This is a genomic window from Luteibacter sp. dw_328 (assembly GCF_018449605.1).
In the GTDB taxonomy this organism is placed as follows: Bacteria; Pseudomonadota; Gammaproteobacteria; order Xanthomonadales; family Rhodanobacteraceae; genus Luteibacter.
Genome location: NZ_JAAVUW010000008.1, coordinates 146311 through 165919, shown reverse-complemented (window position 1 = coordinate 165919; position 19609 = coordinate 146311). Strand labels below are relative to the sequence as shown.

18 protein-coding genes are annotated in these 19609 nt (G+C 64.3%); 8 read left to right on the top strand and 10 right to left on the bottom strand.

Annotated features, from left to right (window positions below):
• Positions 1-71: 71 nt before the first annotated feature.
• Positions 72-1460, bottom strand: coding sequence for an ATP-binding protein (locus HB634_RS19095; protein WP_063573896.1), 1389 nt, complete (start codon positions 1458-1460; stop codon positions 72-74).
• Positions 1460-2173: a response regulator gene (locus HB634_RS19090; RefSeq protein WP_213949851.1), complete on the bottom strand. Its 714-nt coding sequence runs from the start codon at positions 2171-2173 to the stop codon at positions 1460-1462. Before HB634_RS19090 ends, HB634_RS19095 begins: the two co-directional genes overlap by 1 nt.
• A 148-nt stretch (positions 2174-2321) precedes the next feature.
• On the opposite strand from HB634_RS19090, the gene HB634_RS19085 reads away from it, so the two are divergent.
• From HB634_RS19085 to HB634_RS19075, 3 genes are all read left to right on the top strand, one after another.
• A complete protein-coding gene (locus HB634_RS19085) occupies positions 2322-2609 on the top strand; it encodes a hypothetical protein (RefSeq protein WP_063574337.1) in 288 nt (95 codons plus the stop codon).
• A 19-nt stretch (positions 2610-2628) separates the two neighbouring features.
• On the top strand, positions 2629-3597 hold the full coding sequence (locus HB634_RS19080; protein WP_213949741.1) for a helix-turn-helix domain-containing protein: 969 nt from the start codon (positions 2629-2631) through the stop codon (positions 3595-3597).
• 98 nt (positions 3598-3695) lie between these two features.
• Positions 3696-6698, top strand: a complete 3003-nt coding sequence (locus tag HB634_RS19075; protein ID WP_213949740.1) for a TonB-dependent receptor plug domain-containing protein — start codon at positions 3696-3698, stop codon at positions 6696-6698.
• Positions 6699-7020: 322 nt separating this feature from the next.
• On the opposite strand, the gene mscL is transcribed toward HB634_RS19075, so the two are convergent.
• Positions 7021-7428 (bottom strand): large-conductance mechanosensitive channel protein MscL, encoded by a 408-nt coding sequence (mscL, locus tag HB634_RS19070; RefSeq protein ID WP_063572696.1) that lies wholly within the window; start codon positions 7426-7428, stop codon positions 7021-7023.
• Between the two features lie 71 nt (positions 7429-7499).
• A complete protein-coding gene (locus HB634_RS19065; RefSeq protein WP_063572697.1) occupies positions 7500-8186 on the bottom strand; it encodes a fumarylacetoacetate hydrolase family protein in 687 nt (228 codons plus the stop codon).
• A gap of 120 nt (positions 8187-8306) precedes the next feature.
• On the opposite strand from HB634_RS19065, the gene HB634_RS19060 reads away from it, so the two are divergent.
• The 4 genes from HB634_RS19060 to HB634_RS19045 are packed head-to-tail and all read left to right on the top strand — an operon-like array spanning position 8307 to position 12784.
• A complete protein-coding gene (locus HB634_RS19060; protein ID WP_213949739.1) occupies positions 8307-9563 on the top strand; it encodes an efflux RND transporter periplasmic adaptor subunit in 1257 nt (418 codons plus the stop codon).
• A gap of 19 nt (positions 9564-9582) precedes the next feature.
• Positions 9583-10269 (top strand): ABC transporter ATP-binding protein, encoded by a 687-nt coding sequence (locus tag HB634_RS19055; RefSeq protein WP_063572927.1) that lies wholly within the window; start codon positions 9583-9585, stop codon positions 10267-10269.
• Positions 10270-10284: 15 nt separating this feature from the next.
• Positions 10285-11451, top strand: coding sequence for an ABC transporter permease (locus HB634_RS19050; protein ID WP_063572926.1), 1167 nt, complete (start codon positions 10285-10287; stop codon positions 11449-11451).
• A gap of 10 nt (positions 11452-11461) precedes the next feature.
• Positions 11462-12784, top strand: coding sequence for an ABC transporter permease (locus HB634_RS19045; protein ID WP_063572925.1), 1323 nt, complete (start codon positions 11462-11464; stop codon positions 12782-12784).
• A gap of 21 nt (positions 12785-12805) precedes the next feature.
• Here the strand turns inward: HB634_RS19045 and HB634_RS19040 are convergent, their stop codons facing one another.
• The 4 genes from HB634_RS19040 to HB634_RS19025 form a co-directional block, all read right to left on the bottom strand.
• Positions 12806-13075: a hypothetical protein gene (locus HB634_RS19040; protein WP_213949738.1), complete on the bottom strand. Its 270-nt coding sequence runs from the start codon at positions 13073-13075 to the stop codon at positions 12806-12808.
• Between the two features lie 120 nt (positions 13076-13195).
• Positions 13196-14104 (bottom strand): drug/metabolite exporter YedA, encoded by a 909-nt coding sequence (gene yedA / locus HB634_RS19035; RefSeq protein ID WP_063572923.1) that lies wholly within the window; start codon positions 14102-14104, stop codon positions 13196-13198.
• Between the two features lie 68 nt (positions 14105-14172).
• Positions 14173-15051 carry a methylated-DNA--[protein]-cysteine S-methyltransferase gene (locus HB634_RS19030; protein ID WP_255548699.1) on the bottom strand — a complete coding sequence of 293 codons (879 nt, stop codon included), beginning with the start codon at positions 15049-15051 and terminating at the stop codon, positions 14173-14175.
• 73 nt (positions 15052-15124) lie between these two features.
• Positions 15125-15412 (bottom strand): hypothetical protein, encoded by a 288-nt coding sequence (locus HB634_RS19025; RefSeq protein ID WP_063574385.1) that lies wholly within the window; start codon positions 15410-15412, stop codon positions 15125-15127.
• Between the two features lie 79 nt (positions 15413-15491).
• Between HB634_RS19025 and HB634_RS19020 the strand changes: the two genes are divergently transcribed.
• A complete protein-coding gene (locus HB634_RS19020; protein WP_213949737.1) occupies positions 15492-15833 on the top strand; it encodes a Rieske 2Fe-2S domain-containing protein in 342 nt (113 codons plus the stop codon).
• A gap of 39 nt (positions 15834-15872) precedes the next feature.
• Here the strand turns inward: HB634_RS19020 and HB634_RS19015 are convergent, their stop codons facing one another.
• Positions 15873-17690: an SLC13 family permease gene (locus HB634_RS19015; protein ID WP_063571199.1), complete on the bottom strand. Its 1818-nt coding sequence runs from the start codon at positions 17688-17690 to the stop codon at positions 15873-15875.
• A gap of 163 nt (positions 17691-17853) precedes the next feature.
• Positions 17854-19587, bottom strand: coding sequence for a ubiquinone-dependent pyruvate dehydrogenase (gene poxB, locus HB634_RS19010; RefSeq protein ID WP_213949736.1), 1734 nt, complete (start codon positions 19585-19587; stop codon positions 17854-17856).
• Positions 19588-19609: the final 22 nt, after the last annotated feature.

Sequence of the window (19609 nt, the reverse complement as noted above, 5' to 3'; positions counted from 1 at the left end):
GGACGGAAAGGTCGATTATGACCCTACGCGAGGGTGCTCCCGCGTAGGTAGGAAGTCATGGATGGCCAGGCTCAGCTGCCTGGAGGCGCCGTGGCGGGCAGGCTCACCACGGCGCGAAGGCCTCGATCCTTGCGATTGCGCAGCGTCACGGTGCCACCGTGATCCAGGACGATCGCACGAACGGTGGCCAGTCCCAGGCCGATCCCACCGGTGTCGCGGTTGCGCGAGGCCTCGAGGCGGAAGAACGGCTCGAACACCTGCTGCTGCATGGCTTCGGGAATACCCGGTCCATCGTCGTCGATCTCCAGGATGCAGCCGTCGCCGGTGCTACGCAGTCGCAGCCGCACGCGTTCACCGTATTTCAATCCGTTCTCCACCAGGTTCACCACCGCGCGACGCAGCGCGATCGGGTCCCCCTCGATCGTGATGGCCGAACCCTCCTGTACGGTCACGTCGTGGCCGATGTCGGCCAGGTCGTCGACGACGCTTTCTACCAGCAATCGGACGTCCAGGCGCTGGCGATGCACACCGAGGGAACGGTCGCGAATGAAATCGAGCGCGGCGGAAATCATCGCCTTCATCTCCTGGATGTCGGCGTCGACTTTCTCCGCGAGCGGCGAGGGCAGTCCATCCAGGCGGAAGGTGAGACGTGTGAGCGGCGTGCGCAAGTCGTGCGCGATCGCTGCGATCATTTGCGTCCGCTCCTGCAGCAAGCGATTGATCCGCGCTTGCATGGCGTTGAAGGAGTCGACGGCCTGACGCATCTCTGGCGGCCCTTCGCGCACGACGGGCGGCGCGCTGGTGTCGCTGCCCAGCCGCTGTGCGGCCTCTGAAAAACGCCGGATCGGTGCGGCAAGGGCGCGGGCGAAGAGGAAGGCGAGAGGCAGCAGGACGAGGATGCCGAGTGCGAGTAACAGGAAGACCTGCTGCTGGAGCACGGTGGGGAACGACTCGACCGGAACGGTGGCCACGCGCCAGCGGCCGTCCGCTTGCTTCAGAGCGACCACCGAGCCGCCTCCGAGACCGAGGCGCATCGGGCCATGCGCGCCGGGCATGTCGTGCTCGGTAATGAACACGCGAACCTGGTCGCTGGATACCTTGAACATGTCCGCCACGTGCATGGCGATGCGTTCGGAACCTTTCTCGTCGAATGAGGCCGGGGCGCTTGGCGGGCCCGGCATCGTGGCGACCTCCAGGTCGGCGTCGCCGCCGCGGTCGAAATCGGCGCCCGGCGGCGGGCCGCCTTCGCCGGGGAAGGGGTGTTGTGCGCCGAAAGGCCGGTTGCCGAAGGGCGAGGTTTCCGGCTGCAGCACGGCCGCCAGTTCGAACAGGCTCACGGCGGAAAGGCGCGAGGGTGGCCTGATGAACAGCACGGCAAAGCCGATCGCCGCGGCGACCAGTACCGCGCAGATCATCATGAGGAACGTGCGGGAGAAGATTGAAAGGCGGGACAGATGCATCACAGGCGCGACACCCTGGGGACCAGCATGTAGCCCTCGTTGCGCACGGTGCGGATCATCTCCTCGTGCACGCGGTCGTTGAGTTTGCGTCGCAGACGGCTGATCTGGGTGTCGATCGCGCGGTCGAATACTTCCGAGCGCCCGCCATGCACAAGGTCGAGCAGCTGGTCGCGACTGAGAATGCGTTGCGGATGCTCGACGAAGCTTCGCAGCAGAGCGAACTCGCCGTCGGACAGGTTGATGAAGATGCCCGTGGGATCGCGCAGGTCGCGGCGGGTCACGTCCAGGCGCCAGCCGGCGAAGCCGTAGGGGCGTGCATCCTCGACCGCTACCGGTTCGCTGTTGCCGGTTCTGCGCAATACCGCACGCACGCGCGCGAGCAGTTCGCGCGGATTGCAGGGCTTGGCGAGGTAATCGTCGGCCCCGACCTCCAGGCCGATGATGCGGTCGGTATCGCCGCCCAGGGCGCTGAGGATGATCACCGGCGGCCCCTTGTCCGCGGCCAGGCGGCGGGCGGCACTCAGGCCGTCCTCTCCCGGCATCATCACGTCGAGTACGACCAGATCGGGACGCTCACGCTCGATCGCCAGGTTCATCTGCAGGGCATTCTCAGCCGCCTGCACCCTATAGCCGTGACCACCGAGAAACGCCGTGATCAGGCGGCGCAGTTCGGGGTCGTCGTCGACGACAAGGATGAGCGACTGGAGATCCATGGCCATGCGATAGCTTGATACCAGACCAGTCTACGGCGCGTTTGTCAGCCCGGCAAAAAACCCGACACAAACCGGACACACACGGACAACCGGTGGTGACGGGCGCCCCTTAGTTTGGCTTCAACGTCGGTCCATGGATATCCAACGCATGAAGCCCTTTCCCACGCTGCCCTCCCTGCTGTTCGCTTTCGGCACGGCGCTAGCGGCGGTTGCCGCTGCGCAGGAGCCGCCGCGCGCCCCGCTGCCCCAGGACCCGCAGCTCGCGGCCGCGCTGGACGATTGCTGGATCGACATCGATGGCAAGGCGGACGACCCGGATGACGGCGTCGATGCCGACCTGATGGACCTGTGCATGGACGACAAGGGCTTCGATGCACCGCCCGGTCCACCGCCAGGCCCGGACGGCGGGCCCCCGCCGCGCCGCCCGATCCGCTGATCAAGGGAGTTAGCCTCCGTTGTCGACCCAGTTCCAGGATTCATCGCCGCTCCCGGGTGCCCAGGGCGGAACTGTCGCTGCCCGGACCTTCTGGCAAAGCGTCTGCCAGCGGCAAGGCATGAGCGTGATGCTCGACGGCTACGCCGGGGAGCGCCTTCGGCTGGGAACCTTCCGCCATGCGCCGCATATCCTGACCGGCGACAACGTGGCGCGAATTCACCGAGGCGCCGCCTTGCTCAGCCACCACCTGGAGGGCAGCGCATCGGTGGAACAACACGGCCGTCGCGGCGACATCTCGCCGGGGGATTTCTGCCTGATCGATCTGTCCCGTCCCTTTCGCCTGCAGACCCATCAATCCACGGTACAGACGCTCTACATGCCGTTGGCCGCCTTGCGGGAGACGATGCCGCGGCTGGACCAGATGTCGGCGGTCGGCCTTCACGGACACCTCAGTGCCGTCGGCTATCTGCGTGTTCTCTTCCAGGAACTGTTCGCGCATGCCTCCGAGCTCACCGAGGCCGTGGCCGACCGCGTGGCGGATGCCGTCCCGCACATGCTTGCCGCTGCCTTCGAGTCGATGGTTTCGGTGGAGGCTTCGCCATCGCAACTTCGACAGCAGTACAAACAGCAGGTACGCCGCTTCGCGCGGGATCATCTTGCCGACCCGAAGCTATGCGTGGAAATGATCGGCGCTGGCGTGGGACTTTCGCCTAGCTACCTCTTCGAGCTGTTTGCCGACGAAAAGCTGACCCTGATGCGCTGGGTACGTGCCGAGCGAATCGCGCGTTGCCGTCGTGAACTTGCGGATCCCGCATTGCGTCACCGCAGTATCGCGCAGATAGCTCAGTCCTGGGGCTTTGGCGACATGACCCACTTCAGTCGTTCATTCCGCGACATTTTCGGTGTTTCCCCGCGCGGATACCGCCAGGCTGTCCTCGACGGAAGTCATACGGCGAAAGCGATTACGGACGTCCATACGTCCGATTAATAGTCAAGTTACGTGGCACTTTCGGCCGCATGCGAACGTCGTCTTAACACTAAATTGAGGTCGTGGGGATTGCCACGTTCTCTGGGGAGTGTTTAAAAGTGCGAATCAATAAACTTCAATGGGTGCGCCTAAGCCGGATCAGCCTTGCGCTCGGCGTGGCCCTCGGAAGCGCAGGGGCCATCGCCCAGTCGACCACCGGTAGCATCTTCGGCCAGGCGCCTGCCGCCGAAGGCGAGACGGTACAGGCGAAGAGCTCGTCGGGCCTGACGCGTGAAGTGGCGGTGGGTGCGGACGGTCGCTACAGCATCGGCTCGCTGCCGCTGGGGTCATACACCGTAGCGCTCATGCAGGGCGGCAAGGCCGTCGATGCACGTAACGATGTCGCGCTACGGGTCGGTTCGGGTACGGAAGTATCCTTCGCCGCCGCTACCGGGGCCGCCACGAGCCTCGGCTCGGTCACCGTTTCAGCCAATGCCTTGCCGGCCATCGACGTGACGAGCGTCGACTCGCGTACCGTGATCACCTCCGAGCAGCTGGCGAAGCTTCCCCTCTCGCGTAGCGCCGAAGCGATCGCTTTGCTCGCGCCGGGTGTCGTGCCGGGTTACAGCGGCTTCACGGGCAATACGTCGGGTGGCTCGCTGGTCTCGTTCAGCGGTTCGTCGGTCACCGAGAACGCCTATTACCTCAATGGTTTCAACACGACGGATCCGCTGAGCGGCTTTGGCGGCATCAGCCTGCCGTACGGCGCCATCGACCAGGAGGAAATCCTCAGCGGCGGCTACGGTGCGGCCTATGGTCGTTCCGACGGCGGCGTCATCAGCCAGAGCGGCAAGCGCGGGACGAACGAGTGGCATTTCGGCGCGCAGGTGCAGTGGTCGCCGGCCTCGCTCGAAGGCGTCAGTCCGAGCTCGTACTACGTCTCGGGTGCCAGTGCGGGCGACATCTATCGTCGCTACTCGAACAACACGTCGTGGACGACCACCGAAAGCGCGTATGTCGGCGGTCCCCTGATCAAGGACAAACTGTTCTTCTTCGCCGCCGTCGAGCAATCGAAGAACGTCGGCGACAGCGTTGGCGCCGTGACCTCGTCTTACAACACGGCGTACGAATATCACAATCCGAAATGGTATTCGAAGGTCGACTGGAACATCACCGACAACAATATCCTCGAACTGACAGGCGCATCGCAGAAGCATTCGTACAAGGGCAACCTCTACGACTACGACTATGCAACCAACACCACCGGCGCCCTGAACAGCTACGACACGTCGACGAAGAACAGTGCCGATGTCTACGTTGCCAAGTTCACCAGCTACATCACCGACGACCTGACGCTTACCGCCCTCTACGGCAAGCAGAAGATGAAGTACTACAGCGAAACGCCGGGCTACGATCCGACGCTGACGTACATCAATGGGTCCGAGTTCGAGAACCCCGGCATTACTGGCGGCAACCCCATCGTCAATTCGCAGACGGTGCTGACGGCCAACGACCCGAGCCACCGGGCGACGACGAATAATCTGCGCATCGATCTTTCGTGGAAGATCGGCGACCACACGATCACCGGTGGTATCGATAACCTCAACTCGCACGACATTGACGATGGTCAGACCGCTACGGCCTGGGACTATGGTTCCGGCGACCCTGGCACCGCGATCAGTGACAGCCCCTACGTGGCCGCGCCCAATACAGGTGCCGGCGGAGAAGACGGCTATTACGTCTCGAAGTATCTCTACGATACCGCCGCCTCGGTTCGCGTGAAGCAGCGCGCGCAGTACATCGAAGACAGCTGGCAGGTGGATGATCGCTGGTTGGTGAAGATCGGCCTGCGCAACGACCAGTTCACCAACTACAACCCGAACGGAGACGCTTTCCTGCGCATGACCAAGCCGCAGTGGGCTCCGCGACTCGGCTTCAGCTGGGACGTGAACGGCGACTCCACCCTCAAGGTCTACGGCAATGCTGGTCGTTACTACCTCGCCATGCCTGCTTCGGTTGCCCTTCGCGCCGCTGCTGGCTCGCTGTACACGAACGAGTACTACACCTATACCGGTATCGACGGTAACGGCAATCCAACCGGCCTGACCCAGCTTGCCTCGGCGACGGGTGGCGCGGTGTCGGCGAACAACGAGTACGGCCAGTCGCCGGATGCGAAGACCGTCGCCGCCAGCAACATCCAGTCGGAATACCAGGATGAGTATCTGCTGGGCTTTACGCAGCAGATCAACCCGGATTACGTTTGGGGCATGAAGGCGCAGGTACGTAAGCTGCGCAATATCCTCGACGATATCTGCGACACCGACACGATCACCGCCAAGGCGAACTCGCTCGGCTACGCCGTCGATGCCAGCCAACTCAATGGTTGCTATCTGTCGAACCCGGGTCGAAGCAACACCTACCGTATCCCGGATGGTGCCGGCGGTTACAACAGCGTCAGCGTGTCGGCGGACGATTTCGGCATGCCAAAGGCAAAGCGCAGCTACTACGGGCTGGAAACGTTCCTCGAGCATCCATTCGACGGCACGTGGCAGGCCAAGGTGGACTATGTCTTCTCGCGTAGCTACGGCGACACGGAAGGCCAGGTTCGCTCGGATATCGACCAGACCGACGTGTCTGCGACGGTGGACTGGGACTTCGGCAAACTGATGGAGAATTCCAACGGCCTGCTCTCCAACGACCGCAAGCACCAACTCAAGATCTACGGCTCGTGGCAAGCGGCGAAGGAATGGATGCTGTCGGCGAACATCGCGATCATGTCTGGCACGCCGAAGACCTGCCTGGGTTACTACGGTGCGGATGAAAGCAATCCGGTGGGGTACGGCAGCTACTACCACTACTGTGACGGTCTTCCGTCTTCACCGGGTGCCGCCGGTCGCCAGCCCTGGCAGCACATTGTTTCGCTCTCGGCGGAATATCGTCCGATGTGGGCCAACCAGAAACTTGGCTTCAATGTGATGGTCTATAACGCATTGGGCGAATCCGTCCCGACTGCCACGTACGTGATTGCCGGCAGCTCGACCACGCCCAATATCAACTACGACAAGGTCACGTACTTCAGCCAGCCGCGTTATGTCCGCTTTGGCATCAACTACGACTTCTGATAACGACCGTGTTCAACGCTGACCACAAACTACCCGAATACCAATAATAAGTGCCCGAGCCGGTGACGGCTCAACTCCCGGGCATAACGAGTCTCCCCAGATAGGCCGCCGATTCCCAATCGGCGGCCTCTTTTTTTTGCGGATCGCTCGCTGCGCAGGCGTAGGTTCCAGCGGCGAACCTTCGGATTGTCGCGCTTGCGAACGAGGCATTGCGGTGATTGGGCGAGCGGTTGAGCAGCTCCCACGATGAAACGCAAACCCTCATTCGCAATATCACCGCTGAGGGTTCGCCGCTGAAGCGGCTCCTACAAGTGCGTCAAGCTCACTTCCCTTGCTGCGAACGAAGCAGATCGCGGATTTCCGTCAGCAGTACAACGTCGGCCGCCGGCGCAGCCGGGGCTTCTTCCTCGCGACGGGTGAGGCGGTTGATCGCCTTGACCACGACGAAGATCGCGATGGCGACGATCAGGAACTGGATGAGTACGTTGATGAAGACGCCGTACTGGATCGCGACCTCGGCTTTCTTGGCAACCGCATCGGCGGGCTTGAGCACCCACTTCCAGTCGGAGAAATCGATGCCACCGATCAACCAGCCGATGGGCGGCATGATGATGTTGTCGACGAGCGAGGTAACGATCTTGCCGAATGCCGCACCGATCACGACACCGACCGCCAGGTCGACGACATTACCGCGTAGAGCGAATTTCTTGAATTCCGCGACGAAACTCATCGGTCTTTCTCCTTATTGGCTGAACGTGGAACGTTGGAAACTAGCGGGACGGATGTCGGCACTTCGCGAAGTCAGCTGACCCGGCCTTCGAGCGTCGCGACGCCGTCGAGGGTCGCACGGAACGTGTCGCCGCGCACGAGGGCGGAGACGCCTGCCGGCGTGCCGGTGTAGACGATGTCGCCGGCCTTCAGTTCGAACAGCTTCGACAGCGCACTGAGGATGGCGGGCACGTCCAGGAGCATGTCGCCCAACGTGGCCTCCTGGCGCAGTTCGCCGTTGATCTCCAGCGCGATACGGGTGGACGAGGTCGGTGTGACTTCCGACGCCGGCACCAGGGCCGAGATCGGAGCCGAATGGTCGAAGCCCTTGGCGACATCCCACGGTGCGCCCTTGGCCTTGGCCTGCGCCTGCAGGTCGCGGCGGGTCAGGTCCAGGCCGACGCCGTAGCCCCAGACCAGCTTGCCGGCCTGCTCGACGGAAAGGTCCGAACCGCCGGCGCCCAGGGCCACCACCATTTCCACTTCGTGGTGGAGATCGCTGGTTGCCGAGGGGTAGGGCACGTCGGCGCCGTCGGTGACGATGGCATCGGCCGGCTTGGTGAAGAACATCGGGTTCGACATGTCGACCGACGCGCCCATTTCACGGGCATGGTCGGCGTAGTTACGGCCGATGCAGAAAATACGGCGGACCGGAAAACGCGCAGTCTGGCCGAGGACGGGGATGCTCGGCTGGGCCGGCGCGGGGATGATCGTATTCATCGCATCAGGTTAGCAGGTGACACCTGTCACGGCAGATGACTGATGGGCGGAAGTGGTGCAGCGTCGCCTCGGGTCGCATGATCCTGCCATCAGGTGGGACCGCAGGGGACAGAGGGAAGCATGAATTCGAACGCCGAGCTGCTGAGGCAGCTGAAGATCGATAAATCGCACAAGGAATCCCACGGGGGTGGGGGTGGCGGCAAGGGATTCCGGCTCGCGCTGGTCACGGTCGGGGTGGTCGCCGTCCTGCTCGCGGTCGGTGCCGGTGCATGGGCCTTCGTCGCCCATCGCCCGGTCGAGGTGAGGACCGCCACCGCCGTGTCGCCTTCTGCCAATGCGGAGGCCGGGGCGGTGCTCCAGGCCACCGGCTACGTGACGGCTCGCCGCCAGGCAACTGTCTCCGCGCAGATCACCGGCGCCCTGACCGAAGTGCTGATCGAAGAAGGCGACCGTGTGAAGAAGGGTCAGGTGCTGGCCCGCCTCGAGGACAACGCCCTGCGCGCCAGTCTGGACGCTGCCCGGGCAAGCGCGGCGGCGGCCCATGCCACCGTGGCCCAGACCCAGGCCCAGCTCGACCAGGACTTGCGCGACGCCGACCGCGCCGAGGCGCTCGTCGGGCGCGGCCTGGTATCCAAGCAGGTATCGGAACAGGCCCGCACCCAGGCAAACACCTTTCGCGCGCAGCTCAACACGGCGCGGCGCCAGGCCGACTCCGCCGATGCGCAGGTCCAGGTCGGGCAGGTCAACCTCGACTACACCGTGGTTCGCGCCCCGTTCGATGGGGTGATCACGGACAAGGCGGCCCAGGTCGGCGAAATCATCTCGCCCCTCTCGGCCGGCGGTGGCTTCACGCGGACCGGCGTCGGCACCATCGTCGACATGGATTCGCTGGAGATCGATGTGGACGTCAACGAGGCCTATATCGGCCGTGTACAGCCGGACATGCCCGCGGAAGCCGTCCTCGACGCCTATCCCGACTGGAAGATTCCCGCCCATGTGATCGCCATCGTGCCGGCCGCCGATCGTGGCAAGGCCACCGTGAAGGTGCGCGTCGCGCTGGAGCACAAGGACGGCCGCATCGTCCCCGACATGGGCGTGCGTGTTTCCTTCCTCGAGCGTCGTGCACCGGCCCAGTCCGCGGCGCCAAAGGGGGTCTTCGTTCCCGCCGCGGCCGTCGTGCAGCGCGATGGCCATGACATCGTTTTCGTCGTTGCCGACAACACAGCGAAGCGCCGGCCGGTGACTTCCGTGAAGCCGGCCAGCGGCGACATGCGCCTGGTCACCGACGGCGTGACCATGGGCGAAACCGTCGTCGTCGCACCGCCCGAATCCCTCGCCGACGGCACCGCCGTCAGCATCGCTAAAACCTCACCCTGACGCGTCCGGAGACATAACGATGGCTACCCTGATCGACATCCAGGATCTCTCGAAGGTCTATGAGCGCGGCCGGCAGAAGGTCGAGGTGCTGCACGGTGTGAACCTGAAGATCGAGGAAGGTGATTTCCTCGCGCTGATGGGGCCATCGGGCTCGGGCAAGACCACCCTGTTGAACCTGATCGGCGGGCTGGATACGCCGACCGGCGGCAGCATCACGGTCGCCGGCGAACGTATCGATCAGCTCGGCTCGGGCGCGCTGGCCAAGTGGCGCGCCGCGCACGTCGGGTTCGTCTTTCAGTTCTACAACCTCATGCCCATGCTTACCGGCCAGCGCAACGTGGAACTGCCCTTGCTGTTGACCAAGCTGTCGGCGGCACAGCGCAAGCAGAACGCGTCCATCGCACTGCAGTTGGTCGGTCTTTCCGATCGTGCCACGCACAAGCCTTCCGAGCTTTCCGGCGGTCAGCAGCAGCGCGTGGCGATCGCGCGCGCCATCGTGTCCGATCCCACGCTGCTGGTCTGCGACGAGCCGACGGGCGATCTGGACCGCCAGTCTGCCGAGGACATCCTCGGGCTGCTGCGTGAGCTCAATCGGGAGCACGGAAAAACCATCGTCATGGTGACCCACGATCCCAAGGCGGCCGAGTACGCCAACCATACGCTGCATCTCGACAAGGGTTCCCTTGTCGAGCAAGCCGTGGCCTGAGCGAGGAATGCCGGCATGAAATACATGCATCTCATCTGGGCAGCGTTGTTCCGGCGCAAGTCCCGCACGTTCCTCACCCTGGTCTCGATCCTCGCCGCCTTCCTTCTGTTCGGCATGCTCGACGCCACGCGTGCGGCTTTCGACTCAGGCGACAGCGTAATCGGTGTGGATCGCCTGATCACCACCTCGCGTTACTCGATCATCCAGTCCCTGCCGGCGAGCCTGCAGACGCGCATGGAGGCCATCCCCGGAGTGAAGTCCGTGGGCTATGCGAACTGGTTCGGTGGCATTTACCAGGACCCGAAGAACTTCGTGCTCAGCTTCGCCGTCAGCGACAACTACCTCGACATCTACCGCGAGATGGAATTGCCGGCGGATCAACGCAAGGCTTTCGAGACGACGCGGACAGGTGCCGTCGTGGGCGAAGCGTTGGCGAAGCGTTTCGGCTGGAAGGTGGGCGACAAGATTCCCCTGCAGTCGACGATTTTCCCGCAGCGTAACGGTGACAAGACCTGGCCCTTCGACATCGTCGGCATCTACACGCCAGCCAAGGGCGCCGCCAACGGCACGGACCAGCAATTCTTCTTTCATCACAAGTATTTCGAAGATGCCAACGCGTTCCACAGCGTCGGTACGACGGTGGGCTGGTACGTGGTGAAGCTCACCTCCGCCGACAAGGCGGACAGCGTGGCAAAGGCAATCGATGCGTTGTCGGCCAATTCGGACCATGAAACCAAGACGCAGACGGAACAGGCTTTCAACGCCTCGTTCGCCAAGCAACTCGGCGACATCGGACTTATCGTCTCGGCGATCATGGGCGCGGTGTTCTTCACGCTCATCCTGCTGACCGGAAACACCATGGCGCAGGCCGTGCGCGAACGCACGAACGAACTCGCCGTCCTGAAGACCATCGGCTTCTCCAGTCAGAGCGTGCTCGGCATGGTGCTTGCGGAAGGTGTGCTGCTGCTGGTCCTGGGCGGCGTGCTGGGACTGGCGGCTGCCGGAGTCGTGGTGCCTATCGTCACGACGATGAGCGGCGGCGCGCTCAACCTTCCGCCCATTGGTGCTTCCACGTGGATTCTCGGTCTCGTGTTGATGGTGGTGATCGGCGCGCTCGTCGGTGCCTTGCCTGCCATCCGTGCGATGCGTCTCAACATCGTCGACGCGCTCGCCGGGCGCTGAGGAATACGACATGAAATCGATGAAGAAACTCGGCTTCGGCCTGTTGATGCTCCTGATCGTCGCCGCTTTCCTCGCGCTGTGGATCGCGCTGCCGTGGCAAGGCATCGCGGCGCTGGCGGTGATCCTCGTGCTGTGGATGGCGCTTACCCGACGTGGCCGGCAGACCTGGCAGGTGACCCGTGTGGGACTCGCCACCGTGACCCAGCGACTGGGTTCGTCATCCGTCGTGGTAGTCGGGATTGCCGGTGTCGTCGGTGTACTCGTGGCCATGCTCGCGATGAGCGACGGCTTCGCCGAGACACTCCGCTCCACCGGCAACGACCGCACCGCCATCGTGCTGCGCGGCGGATCGCAGGCGGAGCTCAACTCCATCCTCGATCGCGACAGTGCCAACGTCGTGATGCAGGCGCCGGGCGTAAAAAAGGATGCGCAAGGCAAGCCGATCGCGTCGGGCGAACTCGTGGTCGTCGCCAACCTGCCGCGCAAGGGCGACCCGAACAGCGATTCCAACGTGCCGATTCGTGGCGTGAGTGACGATGTCTGGACGCTCAGGGACCAGGTGAAGATCGTCGAAGGTCGGAAGTTCCGACCCGGCCTGGGTGAGATCATCGTTGGCAAAGGGGCGAAAGCGCAGTTCGACGGTATCGATGTCGGCAAAACCCTCCGCCTTGCCGGGCAGACCTGGACGGTGGTCGGTGTGTTCGAATCCCACGACGCCCTCGAGTCTGAGCTGTGGGCCGATACGCAAAGCGTGGCCTCTGCCTATCGGCGCGGCAGCAGCGTGCAGTCGGTCACGGTCATGCTGGACTCGCCCGCCGCCTTCGACACCTTCAAGGCCAACCTCGTCGCCGATCCGCGGCTCAAGGTGGACGTCAGCACGACACAGGATTACTTCAGCAAGCAATCCGAAGGCCTGACCAAGGTGCTGCGCGCGGTGGGCATCACGGTGGGCGTCATCATGGCCATCGGTGCGATCTTCGGGGCGCTCAACACGATGTTCGCCGCGATCCAGGCACGGGCCCGCGAGATCGCCACGTTGCGTGCCATCGGCTTTCGCGGGGTCCCCGTCGTGGTCTCGGTCATGCTCGAAACGATGATGCTCGCCCTTCTCGGTGGACTCATCGGGGCGGGCGTGGTGTGGCTCGTCTTCAACGGCTATACCACGTCGACGCTTGGCGCCAACTTCAGCCAGGTGGTGTTCCGCTTCCATGTCAGCGGAGAACTGCTGTGGACGGGCATCAAGTGGGCGCTCGCCATCGGGTTCATCGGCGGGCTGTTCCCGGCACTGCGTGCCGCGCGCGTGCCGGTCACCACGGCACTGCGCGAACTCTGAGGCGAACCCCTGCGCGAAGCCCTAAAAGGCTTCGCGTCGTTCGTGCAGGCCCGCCTCGCTTTGCTCGATGCAGGCGTGCGCATGCATCAGCCATCGACCGCCGCGGTCGAGGCAGGCGTCGTACTCCAGGTAATCCGCGACGGGCGAGGAGGCGCCCGTCGCTGGCCCCTCCCTAAAGGTCTGGCACGAGGCCACGGCGAGGATGGCGATGCCGAAGAGGGTGCCGCCGCGTGCGCAGCACAGGTACACGCGCCGCGAACACCGCGACGATTTCGGGGTAAGACGGGACATCGGGCGCTCCTGCGACTGAGAACCCGAGCCTAGGTGTCGCTATCGCGGACAAACATCGAATAATTCTGAAAAGTGCCCTACATGGGCCATTTATGCGACGGATTTCACAAACTGCGGCCTTCAGGCCTTGCGCGTACGCATCATTGTGATAATGCCGACGCCCACCAGGATGATGGCCATGCCGGCGAGATCGAAGGGACCGACATGTTCGCCGGCCACAGCGACGCCGAACAGCACGGCCACCGGTGGGTTGACGTAGGCGTAGCTCGTGGCCAGCGCCGGGCGCACTGTTTTCAGCACGTAGAGGTAGGCGCTGAAGGCGACGATGGAGCCGAACACGATGAGGTAGCCCAGGGCGACCGTGGCGCCGACCTGCGGATGAGCGGGGAAACGCTCGCCATGAAGCAGGGCGATGATCGAAAGGGAAACGCTTGCACAGAGCATCTGCGCCGCGGTGTTCATCGGCCCCGACGGCATGTCCTGGCGCTTGGACCACACCGAGCCGAAGGCCCACGCCATGGCGGCACAGATCAGTGCGATCGCACCGAGCGGTGACCCGGACAACCCGGCGCCGAGATTGAGCACGACGACGCCGACGAAACCCAGCATCAGGCCGATCGTTTCTCCACGCGTGGGCCACTCGCGATAAAGGCCGCCGAACACCGCCGCGAACAGCGGCATGCTCGCCACCGCGACCGCGGCGATACCCGAACTCACCGATTGCTCGGCGAAACAGACCAACCCGTTCCCACCAGCGAGGAGCAAGGTGCCGACGATGGCTGCGTTCTTCCACTGGCGGGCCGTCGGCAACGTGACACCACGCAGGCGCAGCACGGCGAACAGCACCACACCGGCAATGGCGAAGCGGATCGCCGCGAGCATGAAGGGGGGATAGCTCACCAGCGCATAGCGAATGCCGAGATAGGTCGAGCCCCAGATCAGGTACATCGACAGCAATGACAGCGGCACCAGCCAGCGGGGGCTGGCGGCGGCGGGAGCTTCTTGCGCGGTACAGGCGGCGTCGGACATGGGCGATCCAGGCTGAATCCGGAACGATATCGTCGCCGCGGGTGCGGCGGTAGCGAAACGTTCGAAGGTCAGCCTTGAGCGGCGCTCATGGCACGCTCCGTGGCCAGCAGTTGCCGTTTGATTTCCATGCCCCATCGCCAGCCGCCGAGGCTGCCGTCTTCGCGGATGATCCGATGGCAGGGGACCAGCAGGGCGAGCTTGTTGCTGCCGCAGGCGCGACCGATGGCTCGCGCGGCCTTGGGTACGCCAAGCTTGGCGGCGAGCTCGCCGTAGCTCAGGGTTTCGCCGCGCGGTATCCGCGTCAGCGCATCCCAGACGCGCCACTGGAATGCGGTCGCGGCCACATCGATGGGCGGCATCGCCGGTGTGTCGCCGTCACCCCAGCCGAGATCGCGGGCGACGCGAGCGATCACGGCGTCGAGCCATTCGTCGCGACCTTCGTCCACGCGCTCACGTTCCGCCAGGGGAAATTCATCCGCGAGCCGCGTTTCCAGGGCGGTATCGTCTTCGCCGAGCGTTACCGAGCAGATGCCTTTCGCCGTCGTAGCGACCAGCAGGCGGCCGAGTGACGTGCCGGTGGTGGTGTAGCGGATCGAGGCGCCCGCGCCGCCTGCGCGGTAGCTGGCTGGCGTCATGCCGAGCCGGCGGTCGCTTTCCTCATACACGCGGCTGCCGGAGCCGAAACCGGCCTCATAGACGGCGTCGGTGACCGCGACACCGTCACGAAGCGCCTCGCGGAGCTGGCCAAAACGGCGCGCGCGGGCGTACTCGGCCGGACTTACCCCGTAACGGCGACGGAAGGCGCGTTGCAGATGGGTTGGGCTGAGCCCTGCGACGGCCGCAAGCGTGGCGAGGTCACTGGCGCCGTCCTCGCTGTCGAGCGTGGCGCGGGCACGTTCGAGAGCATCGTCGGTGGCGCTGTGCATGAACTGGACCTGGGTTTTCATCGTGGTCTCCACTCGTTGGAGACCAGCGTAGACGGGGCGAAGCCCCCTCACCATCCGCTTCTTGCGCGCGGTTTTAGTGGTGGACCGGATCGCGCTGGTGGATCACCACGAACTCGCCCTCGAGGACCTTGGGATCGTCGGTGGGGCGCGTGACTGACGGCTGGGCCGCCGCGGGACGGCCACCGCGGGCAAGCTTCCACTGGCGCACGGCCAGGAACACCAGGCCACCGGCCAGCAGGACGCCGATGACGACCACGCCGAACACCAACAGGACGCCGAGCACGGCCAGACCGGCCACGACGGACAAGGCGCGGGCGAGCGGATTACGCGAGCGGCGAACGGGCGGGAAGACGAAGCGCATTGGTTAAAAATCCGTATGGCACAATGACATGCGTGGTTCCCCTTTACCTTGGGGCAACCCACCCCCACAGACAAGTGCCATGACTCCTAACACCGATACCCCTCCCCTCTGCCTCCTGGCGGACATTCCCGACGGCAACGCCATCGAGGTCGACGCCGTCGTCAACAGCGAGGTGGAGTCGCTCATGGTCTATCGGCATGGCGATGAGGCTCGCGCCTATTTCAACGTCTGTCCGCACGCGGGCCGGCGGCTCGATTACGCGCCGGGCCGGTTCTTGGTGCGCAACGGGACGATCATCTGCGCGGCGCACGGTGCCACCTTCACGGCCGACACCGGCGACTGCACTGCGGGACCCTGCCGGGGCGATCGCCTGCGTGCGGTACCGGTGACGGTGCTCGATGGCGCGGTGCGGCTGGCCTGAGAAATTTCGCGGCTCAGCGGCTGGCCCTAGCGGCTGCCCTTAGCGATACATGAAGTTGATCGTGACCAGGGTCAGGGTCAGCACGATGATCGTCAGGGGCAGGCCGACGCGTAGGAAATCCCTGGCGCGGTAACCGCCCGGGCCGGCCACCATCATGAGTGCCGGATGGCCGGAAGGCAGCAGGAACGTATTCGACGAGGATACGGCCACGATGAGCGCGTAAGCCGAGGGGTTACCCCCGGTGCTCACCGCCACGCTGATGGCGATCGGCACCATCATCACGGTCGCGCCCACGTTCGACATGACCTGCGAGAACATCAGGGTGAGTACGGCGATGGACAGCTGCAGGGTCCACTGCGGCGCATGGCCGAGCACGGCCAGGACTTCCTGGGCGATCCACGAGGCGGTGCCGGTGGAATCCATCGACCAGCCCAGCGGAATCAGGCAGGCCGTGACGAAGATGGTCTTCCAGTTGATGGCCTTGTAGGCCTCGTCCATGTTCAGCACGCCGGTGAGAAGCATGCCGACGGCACCGGTCATCATCGCCACGGACAGGTCGAGGTGGGTGAACAGCGCCAGGCACTTCGCCAGCACGAAGAAGAAGACGGCTTGCCAGATCTTGCCGGGACGCGCCTCTTCCTTGGGCACGTCCGTGACCACCACGAAGTCGCGGTCTTCCTCGGCCAGTATCAGGTCGCGCCACTTGCTGTGCAGCACCAGCGTGTCGCCGGCGCGCAGGCTTACCGAGCGGACGTCCTCGCGGAAGACTTCGTCGCCGCGATTCACCGCAAGCACGGAAATACCGAAGCGCTTGCGCAGGCGCAGTTCGCCGACGGTTTGCTTGATGAAGCGCGAGCTCGGCGGTACCACCGCCTCGGAAATGCCGGCGCGCGTGGTGTTGAATTGCTCGCCGAGCTGGCGCATGCGCATGGATACGCGGCATAACTGGTTGTTGGCGAAGGCATTGATGGCGTCGCGAGGGGCCAGCACGCCGAGCACCGTACCGACCCAGATCATCTGATCGGACGGTGGCGCGACACGGCTTTCGTTGCCGTTCTTGATGGCCAGGATCAGTGGAGCTCCGTGCAACTGCTCCACTTCGCCGATGCTCATGCCGACCAGCGGACTCTCCGCCGTGACGGTGAGTTCGGCGGTTTCACCGACGATGCCATAAGTATCGGCGAAGTAGCTCTCCGTGCGGCCCGGTGTCACCTTGAGGCGATCGTCTTCGCGCTCGGGCAGGAGCTTGCGGGTGAACAGGTAAAAGAACAGCACGCCGACCACGGCCAGTACCAGACCCACCGGGGTCACGCTGAACAGGCCGAACTTCGGGATGGTGTGCGCGCCGGGAGGCAGGTTGCTGTTCGCGCTGGCGATCAGGTCGTTGAGGACGATCAGTGGCGAGTTGGCGATCAGCGTGGTGTTGGTGGCGGTGAGGATGCAGAACGCCATGGGCAACAGCAGGCGCGACATCGGCACGCCCGTACGGGCGGACAGGCGGCTGGTCACGGGAATCATCAGTGCCGCCAGCGCCTGGCTGGGAATGACCGCGCTGAACAGGCTGGTGACGCTGTTCACCACCACCCCCAGTCGCGACTCCACTCCGCGTGCCATGCGCATGACGAAGGCAGCGGTGAGGTTGAGCACGCCGGCGCGGTCGAGGCCCGCACCCATGATCATGATCGCGATGATCGCGATGACGGCGTTGCCGGCGAAGCCGTTGAACACCTGGTCGCCGGGAATCAGGCCGGTCAGGCCGATCGTGACCACGACGAGCAGGGCCACCATATCGGCCCGGATCCACTCCAGAACGAGCATGAGCATGGTGAAGCCCACCAGGCCCAGCACAAGCATCATTTCGGGAGTGAGGGTAAGAGCCACTAGCCGGCTATCCGGATCCGGTCGGTTGGGACGTGCGGTGGCATGGTCTTGCCAGGCGGCGATTGATGCCGCAGGAGTATACGCGTTGGGGGTGGCTCCCGGCTGAAGCGGGCCGTGATACGGCCCGCTTTTCGGGTCCTCAACGACTCAGGTTGCTCAGGGCCAGGTCGATGATCGAATCACCGCGTCCGCTCATTACGGCCTTCAACGCATACAGGCTGAAACCCTTCACCTGCTCGCCGCTGATTTTCGGTGGCATGGACAGTTCGAGGCGATTGCTGACCACGTCAAGAAGGGCAGGGCCGTCGTGCGAAAGCACCTCGGCGACGGCCGAGGGCAGATCACTGGCGCGGCTGACGCGACGGCCGTGGATGCCCATCGCATTCGCCATGGCGGCGAAATCCGGGTTCTTTAGTTCCACGCCGGTTTCCAATAGTCCGGCGGCCTTCATTTCCAGCTCGACGAAGCCCAGGGTGCCGTTATTGAGCACGATCACCTTCACCGGGAGGCCTTGCTGGGCGAGGGTGATGAAGTCACCCATCAGCATGGTGAAGCCGCCGTCGCCTGAGAGCGAGACGACCTGGCGATCCGGATGCGACGCCTGTGCGCCGATCGCCTGAGGCATGGCGTTGGCCATCGAGCCGTGCACGAAGGAACCCAGCAGACGGCGCTTGCCGTTCATGCGCAGGTAGCGCGCGGCCCACACGGTGGGCGTGCCGACGTCCACAGTGAAGATCGCATCCTCTTCCGCCAGCTCGCTGACCAGGCGCGTGAGCTGTTGCGGATGGATCAGGTCGTGGCCGGGTTCGATCACGGCGAGTTCGTCCAGATCCTGGCGAGCGCGTGTGTAATGCGCGAGGCAGCGATCGAGATGGCCGCGCACGCGCTTGGGTTCGATGCGGGGAAGCAGGGCGCGGATCGTTTCGCCCACGTCGCCGACGACGCCGAGGTCGACGCGGCATCGCCGACCGATATTGCCGGGGCGCAGGTCCACCTGGGCAATCTTTGCGTCCTCCGGATAGAACTGCCGGTACGGGAAATCGGTGCCAAGCATAAGGAGGGTGTCGCAGTCTTCCATCGCGTAGTAGCCGGAGCTGAAACCGATCAGGCCTGTCATGCCGACGTCGAACGGGTTGTCGTACTCGACGTATTCCTTGCCCCCGAGCGCATGCACGATCGGCGACTTCAGGGCATCGGCCAGGGCGATCAGGTCGTCGTGGGCACCCGCGGTGCCGCGGCCACAAAGCAGGGTGATGCGCTTGCCTGCGTTGAGCAGGGCGGCGAGGGCATCGAGTTCGCGCTCGGCCGGAATCACCTTGGGCTTGGGCGGTAACAGTCCAGCGGCTGGCGTGACCGCCTTCACGAGTGCCTTGCGCATCGCCACGTCGCCGGGAATCACCACCACGGCCACGCCACGCTGGCCGACCGCGGCGCGGATGGCCGAGTCGAGCACATGGGGCATCTGCGCGGGATCGGACACCATCTCGCAGTACACGCTGCATTCCCGAAACAGCTCGGTCGGATGGGTTTCCTGGAAATAGCCGCTACCGATCTCGGCGCTCGGAATATGTGCGGCGATAGCCAGCACGGGAGTGCGCGAGCGGTTGCAGTCGAACAAGCCGTTGATCAGGTGCAGGTTACCGGGGCCGCAGCTGCCGGCGCAGACCGCGAGTTCGCCGGTCAGCTGGGATTCGCCACCGGCAGCAAACGCGGCCGCCTCTTCATTGCGCACATGCACCCAATCGATGCGGTTGCGTTCGCGCAGGGAATCGGTAATGGCGTTGAGGCTGTCGCCGACCAGGCCGTAAATGCGGCGGACGCCGGCTTCTTCGAGGGTTTCCGCAATCAGATCGGCGACGCTTGAAATGGACATCGGGGGGACTCCGTAAGCACGA